This is a genomic window from Arcobacter venerupis, assembly GCF_013201665.1.
Taxonomy (GTDB): Bacteria; Campylobacterota; Campylobacteria; order Campylobacterales; family Arcobacteraceae; genus Aliarcobacter; species Aliarcobacter venerupis.
Genome location: NZ_CP053840.1, coordinates 2,472,206 through 2,483,682, shown reverse-complemented (window position 1 = coordinate 2,483,682; position 11,477 = coordinate 2,472,206). Strand labels below are relative to the sequence as shown.

At 26.5% G+C, this 11,477-nt stretch carries 11 protein-coding genes; 10 read left to right on the top strand and 1 reads right to left on the bottom strand.

Translation table 11 applies throughout. From position 1 onward, the window contains the following. Positions 1–2 precede the first annotated feature (2 nt). Positions 3–1,031, top strand: a complete 1,029-nt coding sequence (locus AVENP_RS12275; RefSeq protein WP_172664309.1) for a polysaccharide pyruvyl transferase family protein — start codon at positions 3–5, stop codon at positions 1,029–1,031. Next, the gene (locus AVENP_RS12270; RefSeq protein ID WP_128360238.1) at positions 1,018–2,142 is read left to right on the top strand and encodes a glycosyltransferase; all 1,125 of its coding nucleotides are present in this window, start codon (positions 1,018–1,020) and stop codon (positions 2,140–2,142) included. Before AVENP_RS12275 ends, AVENP_RS12270 begins: the two co-directional genes overlap by 14 nt. Here the strand turns inward: AVENP_RS12270 and AVENP_RS12265 are convergent. Further along, entirely contained in the window at positions 2,103–3,353 is a 1,251-nt protein-coding gene (locus AVENP_RS12265; protein WP_128360239.1) for an O-antigen ligase family protein, read from the bottom strand. The two genes, AVENP_RS12270 and AVENP_RS12265, sit on opposite strands and share 40 nt — an antisense overlap. A 78-nt stretch (positions 3,354–3,431) precedes the next feature. Here AVENP_RS12265 and AVENP_RS12260 point away from each other — a divergent pair, with 78 nt between their 5' ends. From AVENP_RS12260 to AVENP_RS12225, 8 genes are all read left to right on the top strand, one after another. Further along, positions 3,432–4,301, top strand: a complete 870-nt coding sequence (locus AVENP_RS12260) for a glycosyltransferase (RefSeq protein WP_128360240.1) — start codon at positions 3,432–3,434, stop codon at positions 4,299–4,301. A gap of 61 nt (positions 4,302–4,362) precedes the next feature. Further along, positions 4,363–4,551: a 50S ribosomal protein L28 gene (rpmB, locus tag AVENP_RS12255; protein WP_128360241.1), complete on the top strand. Its 189-nt coding sequence runs from the start codon at positions 4,363–4,365 to the stop codon at positions 4,549–4,551. A gap of 23 nt (positions 4,552–4,574) precedes the next feature. After that, positions 4,575–5,702 (top strand): potassium channel family protein, encoded by a 1,128-nt coding sequence (locus AVENP_RS12250; RefSeq protein ID WP_128360242.1) that lies wholly within the window; start codon positions 4,575–4,577, stop codon positions 5,700–5,702. Between the two features lie 4 nt (positions 5,703–5,706). Continuing rightward, complete coding sequence (gene argJ / locus AVENP_RS12245) at positions 5,707–6,888, top strand: bifunctional glutamate N-acetyltransferase/amino-acid acetyltransferase ArgJ (protein WP_128360243.1); 1,182 nt, start codon at positions 5,707–5,709, stop codon at positions 6,886–6,888. A 71-nt stretch (positions 6,889–6,959) separates the two neighbouring features. Then, positions 6,960–7,175 carry an HP1242/YdcH family protein gene (locus AVENP_RS12240; protein ID WP_128360244.1) on the top strand — a complete coding sequence of 72 codons (216 nt, stop codon included), beginning with the start codon at positions 6,960–6,962 and terminating at the stop codon, positions 7,173–7,175. A gap of 146 nt (positions 7,176–7,321) precedes the next feature. Then, positions 7,322–9,919 (top strand): DNA gyrase subunit A, encoded by a 2,598-nt coding sequence (gyrA, locus tag AVENP_RS12235; RefSeq protein WP_128360245.1) that lies wholly within the window; start codon positions 7,322–7,324, stop codon positions 9,917–9,919. A 4-nt stretch (positions 9,920–9,923) separates the two neighbouring features. Next, complete coding sequence (locus AVENP_RS12230; RefSeq protein ID WP_128360246.1) at positions 9,924–10,961, top strand: aspartate-semialdehyde dehydrogenase; 1,038 nt, start codon at positions 9,924–9,926, stop codon at positions 10,959–10,961. Next, positions 10,961–11,473 carry a YqhA family protein gene (locus AVENP_RS12225; RefSeq protein ID WP_128360247.1) on the top strand — a complete coding sequence of 171 codons (513 nt, stop codon included), beginning with the start codon at positions 10,961–10,963 and terminating at the stop codon, positions 11,471–11,473. The genes AVENP_RS12230 and AVENP_RS12225 overlap by 1 nt, the downstream gene beginning before the upstream one ends. Positions 11,474–11,477 lie beyond the last annotated feature (4 nt).

Below are 11,477 nucleotides of genomic sequence, written 5' to 3'. Positions count from 1 at the left end.
TATTGAAAAATATAGTTTTATTGAATGATACTTCGTTTGAGAATCATCATGGTTGCAATATAGTTATTGAAAATATAAAAAGAAATTTAGAAAAAAGAGATATAAAATTACTTGCAACAAATCCAATAGGAATAGATTGGAAAAAAAACGCATCTTTCTTAAATAATTTAAATCAATCTGATGGAGTTATAATAAATGCAGAGGGAACAATACATGATGATAGTGATTATGCCTATTCTTTATTAGAAATTGTAAATTATACGAATAAACCTTGTTTCTTAATAAATATGACTTATCAGAATAATTCTGAAAAGTTTTCAGAATTAGTCTCAAAATTTAGAAAAATTTATGTGAGAGAAACATTTAGTAAAAAAGAGTTAATAAAAAATAATATTGATTCTGAGGTTGTGCCAGACATGACCTTTTATGCATTGAAAAAAAATTATGTACTAAAAGATAAAAAAAAAGTATATATAACTGATAGTCATGATATTAAGAAATCAGAAAAGTTATATAAAATTGCAGAGAAAAATAAAATTACTTTTCTTCCAATAATAGCTCCTTTTGAAAAATATAGTAATTTGAATGGATTTTTTAAGAAATTAAAATTTAATTTTTTTAATAATTATGGATCTTTTATTGAGAAATCTAAAACTCTTAAATATAAATATAAAAGATTTATTCTTGTAGATAATGAAGATGATTTATTAGAAAATATAAGAAATTCTAGTTTTCTAATATCTGCAAGGTTTCATGCAATTTGTTTGTCTTTACATTTTAAAGTACCCTTTGTTGCTATATCTTCAAATACTTTTAAAATTGAATCTTTATTGAGTGATATTGGCTTAAATAAAAGAAGAATCATTGATATAAAAGAACTAAATGATTTTGAGAAAGTAAATAGAAAGAGCAACTTTTTTTCTAAAGAAGAACTAAATAAAATTGAGGATTATATAAATGATGCAAATAAAAGAATTGAATTAATGTTTAACGAAATAAATTTAATAATAGAAAATAATGATGCAAAATAATAAATTAATAGGTCTAGTTATTACAAATCTTGCAGGAAGTGGTGCTGAAAAAGTAGTTTTAAATCTTTTTAATATGTTTGAAAAGTTTGGACATAGTATATATATCATCCTACTTGAGGATATTATTAGTTACGATTTATCTGATAATGAAAAGTGCAAAATCATTAGTTTGACTACAAATAGAAAATATCATAAATTATTTTCATTTATTGGAGATAAAAGATTACATTATCTTTTAGAAAAAAAATTATCTATAATTGAAAAACAAGAAAATAAAAACTTTGATTTAATTTTATCAAACTTACCCGCAAGTGATAGGGTTTTGTATTATTCAACGAGAAAAAATATCTATTTTTGTATTCATACATCGTATTTACAAGAAATTGAAGAATTTAAATCTAGAGGTAATGATTCTCGTGCTAATAAAAAGTATAAACTTTATAAACGAATATATAAAAATAAGAAGTTAGTTATTGTAGCTAATAAAATTAAAGAAGATTTAGATAGTTTAAATATTGGATATGAATCAGTTACTCGTATATATAACCCTTTTGATTTTAATGAAATAAGAAAAAAAGGAGATGAAAAGATTGAAGAAATTGAAGAAGATTATATATTAAGTGCTTCTGCATTTAGACCTGTTAAACGATATGATATTCTTCTTGATGCTTATAAAAAATCTGCAATCGAATTAAAACTATTTTTGTTATGTAGTCCAATAAAAGAGTTGATAGAAATGATTAAGGATAGGGGATTAGAAAAAAAAGTTATTATTTTAGGGTTTAATAAAAATCCATACCCAATTATAAAAAGAGCTAAATTCTTAATTCTTTCTTCTGAAAGGGAGGGCTTACCAACAGTATTAATTGAATCTTTAATTTTAGGAACGCCCGTTGTTTCAACAAATTGTATTTCGGGGCCAAGTGAGATTTTAACTGGTGAGCTATCAAAATATTTAGCAAAAGTTAATGACTCTGATGATCTATCGATAAAAATGAATCAAATGATGGAACATAATATCGGTATTAAAGATGAATATATTAGTAAATTTAGTGAAGAAAATATTATTAATCAGTATTTATCACTTATTAATAACAGTTCCTTGTCTTGATATTCTAATTTATATTTTGCTAATAAAATCCCAATAACAAATGAAAATAAGAACATTGTATCATTTAGATAAAATAAGACATCAGTTAAACTACCCAAGAAGAAAATACATAAAGTAGAAATTTTTAATATGTAAATAGTTTTATCTTCAATTTTAATTTTAGCTATTAAATAAAATAAATAAGCAAATAAAGTCAAACCAATAATTCCAAACTGAGTAATGATTTCAAGAAAATTATTATGAAAATGTACTAAGGTTTTGATGTAGCTAAAGTTTTCTAAATTATTACTAGTTATGTATTCATTTTTTTTATTTATGTTATTTGCTATTCCTACTCCAAATAATGAATTATCTTCTAATATTTCTTTTGCAATAATCCATAAACCAATTCTCGCTCCAACTGAAGTGCTATAGTTAGAATTATCAATTACTTTTGTAATATCAGATTTAATTGCATAAGTTCTATTTTTAAAATTTGGTGATAAATTGTATGCTGAAAATAATACAAAAGAAATTATGATTATTGTGCCAAAAATTATTTTCAAGTTCATTCTGTAAATAGTTATAATTACAACAATCATTGTAATAAATAAGGTAAAATAACCAGTTCTCCCTGAATTTAGTAGTAGATTTATTGTTACAGTAGTAAAAAATAAAAGATACATGAACTTTCTTTTTTTATCTTTTTCATGAATTACTTTAGACATTAAAAATATAGTAGTTACAGATAAGAATATACTATAAAGTGTATGTTGCATAAATACAGTAGGGTCATGCGGTTTACCCATGCCAATTTGCCAGATAGAAAAATAATTGCCGTAAGATAATATCTCACTAATTAACATTCCTAAAAGAAAAAAGGAAATAGTATATTCAAAATATTCTTTTTTAAGATATTTAAAGATAATAAAAATTGGTAAATAATACCAATATCTTTTTAGATATTTTAAAGCTTCATTAAAACTTACATCACTCCAAAAATAAGATAACAAACAATATCCTATAAATATCCAAAAAAATAAAAATATATTTGTTTTGGGAAGAATAAATTCATATTTTGTTCTATCTGTTAACCAAAGAATTATCATTACAATAGCAACAACTCTTTTTATTTCACTGGGAAAACTTAGTGTAAAAGCATAAATGAGTATCAAATAATTTATTAAATCAATTCGCGGTGTATTTTTTATTTTTTTTAATAAATTAGACAAATTTCTCTTTTCATATTAAATTATAATTATAAAAAAGATATTATCTTAAAAAAAATAAAAGGGCTCTAAAAGTAATTTATGAACAAAACAACAATCTCATACAAAACAACAAATTTGTTAATTGATGAACTAAAAAAACAAAAGGATATAGAAGTTTTAAAAGAAGGAAATTTTTTTACTAAATTGTTTTCTAAAAAAACATATGCTGATGTATATTTTCATTCTGGTCTTTTAGATGATAACTCTATTGATAAAATTCAAAATTCAAAAATTACTATTACAAATACTTTTGCTTCGATGAATCAAATAATAGCAAAAACTAAAATTTCCCATGAAAAAATAAAAGTGATTTATCCAAGTATTAATATCGAATATAAAAAGATAAAAGAGGTAAAAGCAAAATTTTGTGAAGAATTTCAAATTGATTTAAAAACAAAAATTATCTTTTTTACTGCTAAAAACTTTAAATCTTCAGGTGTAAAAGAGTTTTTAGATATTTGTTCTTCTATTACTTATGAGGATTTCAAAATAATAATCGCAGGTGAAAAAAATCAAATTAACACTTTAAAATTTCAACTACCTAAGTATTCAAAACTTGAAAATAAAATTATTGTGCTAGAAAATTATTCAAATATAAATGATCTATTTTTAGTTTCTGATATATTTTTATTACCAACTTATAATAAATCTTTTTCTACAAATATTATAAAAGCAATGTTTTGCAAGTGTGCAGTTTTTCTGAATATTGATAATGATGCAAAAGAGATTGTAGATGTTTTTGCTTCAATGGATAGCCCAACTGATCAAAGTTTAATATTTAAAATCGATGCAATTTTAAATGGAAAAGATGATTTGAAACTAATAAAAAAAGAGAATAGAAAACTAGCTTTAGAGTTTACTCTTGAAAACAATTTATCGAAATTTAAACATATACTAAGTAATGTTTAAATTTACCTTAAGAAAAATAAGGTAGAATACGCAAATATTTTTCACTATAGAAGGAATACAAATGTCAAGAAGATGTGCAATATCTGGAAAAGGGCCTATGTCTGGAAACAACGTAAGTCATGCAAAAAACAGAACAAAAAGAAGATTTTTACCAAATATTAGAACGGTAAGAGTTACATTAGAAGATGGAACTACAACTAAATTAAAAGTTTCAGCAAAAGAGTTAAGAACTCTTAAAAAACACTCATAAGTAGGCTCTAGAAAAGTGCTTTCATGAGCATCTTTACTAAAGTAAAAAAGGCTATTGGCTGGGAAATAAGAACAGCCAAACCTCAATACGATTTAAATCCCTTAATATATTCACAATTAAAACCCTTTAGATTACCATTAATCCTAATTCAGTCTATAATGATGATAGGAACATTAGGTTATGTTTACATTGAAGATTATTCAATTATGCATGCTATTTTTCAATCAGCTTATACATTTACTACAACAGGATTTGGTGCATTAAATGAAGCAAATTTCAGTAATCAAGGAATTGTATTTACAGTATGTTTGATGTTAGCAGGTTTTGCTACACTTACTTTTTCTGTGGGGATTGTAATTGATGTTATAGCAAATGGTTCTTTATTAGTATTATTACGGGAGAGAAAAATGCTTTATAAAATAGCAAGATTAAGAAAACATTTCGTCATTTGTTATCACAATGAATATACAGCACAAGTGGCAAGACAATTTAGAGATAATCACATTCCTTTTGTTGTAGTTGATCCAAGAGAAGATATTGAAGAGATTGCTAAAGAGAATAATTATCCATATTTTGTAAAAGAAGAGCCATATAAAGAGGTAGCTTTCTTAAAATCTCATTTGAGTTCAGCAAAAGGTGCAATTTCATTATCAAAAAATATTTCAGATAATATTACTTTAATAGCTTCTGTTAGGCTTTATGAAAAAGAGCTAGGACGAAATCCTTTTTTAATTATTTCAAATGCAGAAACACAAAATGAAAAAATTAGACTTCAAAAACTTGGAGCTGATAAAGTTGTTGCAACTCCTTCTCTTATGGCAAAAAGAGTTTCAGCAATGGCAATTAGACCTGATATGGAAAATGTTCTTGATGAATTCTTATATAAACGAGATACTCCAATAGATATGGAAGAGATTTTTGTAAATGCTGATTCTTGGGTTGTAAATAGAGAGATAAAAGATATACATTTAAGAGATAGATTAAAAGTTTCTATTATTGGAATTACAGAAGAAAAAGGTAAGTTTGTTCAAATGCCAAAAGGAACAATGTTAATTAATGCTAATTGTAAATTATTATTAGTTGGTTCTCAAAAAGGTATTGTAAGAGCTAAAAAAATTATAAATTTAACTAAAAAACCAGAGGATATTTAAAATTATGTTTACTATTTTACCAATCAAGGGTTATATTGATCAAATAGATGGATTTTTCTGTGATGGAATTCACGCAGGACTTAAGCCAAATGGAAATAATGATTTAGGATTTATCTATAGTGATAAACCTTGTACTGTTGGAGCAATTTTTACAGAAAATAGATTTCAAGCAGCACCTTTAAAACATTTTTTACAATATGGCGAAGATTTTAAAACAAACTTTGTTTTAATAAATTCTAAAAATGCAAATGCATTAACTGGAAAAAAAGGTATTGCAAATATTAATACACTATTTTCTCAATTAGATTTTGGTTTAGTAAATCCAATTATGAGTTCAACTGGTGTTATTGGAAATCCATTACCTATTGAAAAAATTGTAGCAGGTGCAAAAAGATTTGATTTAACTTCTAAAAATGGTGAAAATCTTAGTCGAGCAATTATGACAACTGATGCCTATCCTAAAACTTGTATGTATGAAGTAAAACTTGAAGATGGAAGTTCATTTAAAATTGGTGCTGTTGCTAAAGGTGCTGGAATGATAAACCCAAATCTTGCAACTATGTTATGTTTTATTTGCACAGATGCAGCTGCTCCTTACTCAGATATTATGGAAGCATTAAAAGTAAATAGTGAAACAACATTTAATGCAATTTCAGTTGATGGAGATACTTCAACAAATGATACAGTAATGGTCTTAGCAAATGGAAATTCAAAAGCTTATGACAAAGAAGCATTTTTAGAAGTTTTAAGACTTGTAATGTTTGATATGGCTATGTTAATGGTAGCAGATGGTGAGGGTGCAAAAAAAGTTGCTGCATTTGAAGTTATTAATGCTGTTTCAAATGAACAAGCAATGATTGCTGCAAAAGCTTTATCAAATTCATTATTAGTAAAAACAGCACTTTTTGGAGAAGATCCAAACTTTGGAAGAATTGCTTCAACTATTGGCGCATCAAGAATTGATTGTGATGATGAAAAATTAGTAATTTCTTATAATGATGTAGTTGTTTTTAATAAAGGTGAAATCTGTTTTGATGCAACAATTGAAGCAAAAGCTGCAGATGTTTTAAAAAAAGATAAATATAAAATTATTTGTGATATTGGATTAGGTGAAGGTAAATTTACAGCTTATGGATGTGATTTAGGTTACAAATATGTAGAGATAAATGCTGATTATAGAAGTTAATAAATAATTTTTTACAAAAAATTAAGTACTTAGTTAGTATAATCTTTATAAATTAAAAAATAGGATGTAAAATGTTTCACGAATACAGAGATCTAATTACAGAGTTAAAACAAAAAGATGGACACTTTCATAAACTTTTTGAAAGACATAATGAGTTAGATGACATTATTGCAAAACTTGAAGAATCGCATGCTGATCAATTTGAAATTGAAGCTAGTAAAAAAGAGAAGCTAAAATTAAAAGATGAAATTTATTCTATAATCGTTAAATATAAGAGTGAAAATTAATTTTTTAGTTAGCTAAAAATAAAGGGATGAAAGTTTAGGCTTTTGTCCCTTTTTTTATATTTATATTTTTATAAATTTTATTACAACTTATGCTAAGCGCATTTTAGATATAATAAATCAATTTTATATTACAAAGGCCTTTTTTTATGGAAAACCTTTTCGAAAATCAAGATATTATAGACATAAATATTGAAGACTCAGTTAAAGCTTCATATTTAGATTACTCAATGAGCGTTATTATAGGTAGAGCATTACCAGATGCAAAAGATGGTTTAAAACCAGTACACAGAAGAATTTTATTTGCAATGCACGATTTAAATATTACTTCAAAATCTGCTTATAAAAAATCAGCAAGAATTGTTGGAGATGTTATCGGTAAATATCACCCTCATGGTGATACTTCTGTTTATGATGCACTTGTAAGAATGGCACAAACTTTCTCAATGAGAGCACCACTTGTGGATGGTCAAGGAAACTTCGGTTCTATTGATGGAGATAGCGCAGCTGCTATGAGATATACAGAAGCTAGAATGACAAAAATAGCTGAAGAAGTTTTAAGAGATTTAGATAAAGATACTGTAAACTTTACTCCAAACTATGATGATACGATGAAAGAACCTTCAGTTCTTCCAACAAGAGTTCCTACTTTACTTCTAAATGGAAGTGAAGGTATTGCGGTTGGTATGGCTACAAAAATCCCTCCACATAATATTAATGAGTTATTAAATGCTGTTTTATACACAATTGATAATCCAGAAGCAACTGCTGATGAATTAATGCAATTTATTCAAGGGCCAGATTTCCCAACAGGTGGAACAATTTTTGGTAGACGAGGAATTATTGATGCATATAATACAGGTAGAGGAAGAGTAAGAATTAGAGCTAAACATCATATTGAAACAAGAGGTAAAAAAGAGATTATAGTTCTTGATGAATTACCTTATCAAGTGAATAAAGCAAGACTAATTGAACTTATTGCAAACCTTGCAAAAGATAAACAAATTGATGGTATTTCAGAAGTTAGAGATGAATCTGACAGAGAAGGTATTAGAGTTGTAATTGAACTTAAAAAAGATGCGATGAGTGAAATTGTTTTAAACAACTTGTATAAATCAACTCCAATGGAAACTACTTTTGGAATTATTCTTTTAGCTGTTTATAACAAAGAACCAAAAGTATTTACATTACCTCAATTATTAACTGTTTTCTTATCACATAGAAAAACAGTAATTATTAGAAGAACAATTTTTGATTTAGAAAAAGCAAAAGCTAGAGCTCATATTTTAGAAGGTTTAAAAATTGCTTTAGACAATATTGACGAAGTTGTAAAAATTATCAGAGCTAGTGCAAATGATCAAGAAGCAAAAGATAGTTTACAAAATAGATTTGGTTTAAGTCCAATTCAATCTCAAGCTATTTTAGATATGAGACTTGGAAGATTAACAGGTCTTCAAAGAGATAAATTAGAAGCTGAATATCAAGAATTAATGATTTTAATTGCTGAATTAGAATCTATTTTAAAATCTGAAGAGAAATTAAATGAAATTATCAAAGAAGAATTAACTGATATTCAAGAGAGATTTGCAAGTGATAGAAGAACTGATATTGAAGATTCTTATGACGAAATTGATATTGAAGATTTAATTCCAAATGAGCCAATGGTTGTTACAATCACTCATAATGGTTATGTAAAAAGAGTTCCAATCAAATCTTATGAAAAACAAAGACGAGGTGGAAAAGGTAAAGTTGCCGTGACTACTCATGATGATGACTTTATTGAGAAATTCTTTGTAAGTAATACTCATGATACTTTAATGTTTGTTACAAATATGGGACAATTATATTGGTTAAAAGTTTACAAAATTCCTGAAGGAAGTAGAACTGCAAAAGGTAAAGCAGTTGTTAACTTAATCAACTTAAGACCTGACGAAAAAATTATGGAAATTATTCCAACTCCTGATTTTGATGAATCTAAATCTTTAGTATTCTTCACAAGAAATGGAATTATAAAAAGAACTTCATTAAGTGAGTTCTCAAATATTAGATCAAATGGTGTAAGAGCTATTGTTCTTGATGATTTAGATGAAATTGTAACTGCAAAAATTGCAGATGTTGAAACTCAATATTTAATGATTTTCACAAGCATGGGTCAATGTATTAGATTCGAAATTGAAAAAACAAGAGATCAAGGAAGAAGTACAAGAGGAGTTAGAGGTATCAAGTTTAAACATGATATAGACTTCGTTGTAGATGCTGATGTTGTAAGTAATGAAGAACAAGAACTTTTAACTGTATCTGAAAAAGGTATTGGAAAAAGAACAACTGTAAGTGAATATAGACTTACAAATAGAGCAGGTTCAGGTGTTATTTCTATGAAATTATCACCAAAAACAGGAAATGTAATCGGTGAAGTTTTAGTTGATGATACACAAGATTTAATGTTATTAACTTCAATTGGAAAAATGATTAGAGTTGATATGCAATCAATTAGAAAAGCTGGAAGAAATACGGCTGGTGTAATAATTGTAAATGTAGATAAAAATGATAAAGTTGTATCAATTGCTAAATGTCCAAAAGAGGATGAAGAGATAGAATTAGATGAAAATGGAAATATTATTAGATACACAGAAGATGGTGAAATTTTAGAATCAATTCCATTTGATCATGAAACAAATAAAACACAAACTTTATTAGATGTAATAGATTTAGAAGATGATAATTTAGAAAAAGGTGAGGAAGAATAGAAAGATGAGAAAGTTTAATGTTGCAGTTGTTGGAGCTACTGGTGCAGTTGGGGAAGAATTATTTAGAGTTTTAGAAGAGTATGATTTTCCTATTAATAAATTAATACCGTTAGCTAGTTCAAGAAGTGCTGGTTCAAAAGTTGAATATAAAAATAAAGAGATTACAGTTTTAGAATTAACTGAAACTTGTTTTGAAGAAAATGATGTTGAAATTGCATTTTTTAGTGCTGGTGGAAGTGTTTCTGAAAAATTTGCAAAATTTGCAGTTGAAGCAGGAGCTGTTGTAATTGATAATACAAGTCACTTTAGAATGGATCCAACAGTTCCTTTAGTTGTACCTGAAGTAAATCCAGAAGATATAGTATTATGGAAAGAATCAGGAATTATTGCAAATCCAAATTGTTCAACAATTCAAATGGTTTTATCATTAAAACCACTTGATGAATTATATGGAATTAAAAGAGTTGATGTATCAACTTATCAAGCAGTTTCTGGTGCTGGTAAAACTGGGATGGAAGAACTTGTAAAACAAATGCAAGCATTCTTTTCATTTACACTTGATGAAGCTGAAATAAAAGCTTTCCCTCATCAAATTGCTTTAAATGTAATTCCTCAAATTGACGTTGCTACGGATAATGGATTTACTAAAGAAGAGATGAAAATGGTAAAAGAGACTCAAAAAATTATGCACAAAGAGATGCAAATTGCAGCAACTTGTGTAAGAGTTCCAGTTCTAAGATCTCATAGTGAATCAATTACAGTTACATTTAATGATGGTGTAGATGTTGATTTAGAAAAAGTAAGAGAAGTATTAAATAACTTTGAAAATGTAGAAGTTATTGATGATTTAGCAAATAAAAAATATCCAATGCCAATTATTTCAACAGATACAGATATTACATATGTTGGAAGAATTAGAAAAGATATTTATTCTTCAAATATTATTCATTATTTTAATGTTGCTGACCAAGTAAGAGTAGGGGCTGCAACAAATGCAGTTAGAATCGCTCTAAAATGGGCTGATCTGGAAAATGATATCTAATGTTAGAAAAAATCTTTGAAAATGCGATGTGGAAAGCAAGACTTTTTGTTTTGCTTCCAGTTATTTTTGGACTTATTGGAGCTATAATACTTTTTGTTGTAGCTTCAAAAGATATTTTTGAAGTTTTAGTTTATACATTAAATGTTTATTTAAATGGGTTACATCCAGAAAATTTTCATGAAGAGATTGTAAGTAAGATTATTGGAGCAGTTGATTTATATTTAATTGCTGTTGTTATGTTGATTTTTGCATTTGGTATATATGAATTATTTATTTCAAAAATTGATGCAGCTGAAGAGACACAAGCTGGAAATAATATCTTAGCTATTCATTCACTTGATCAATTAAAAGATAAAATTGCAAAAGTTATTGTGATGGTTTTAATTGTTAGTTTTTTCCAAAAGGTATTACATACAAATTATGATGGTGCATTACAAATGTTATATTTTGCATTATCAATTGGAATATTATCTGTAGGACTTTACTTTTTAGGTAAAGTTGGAAAACATTAAATTT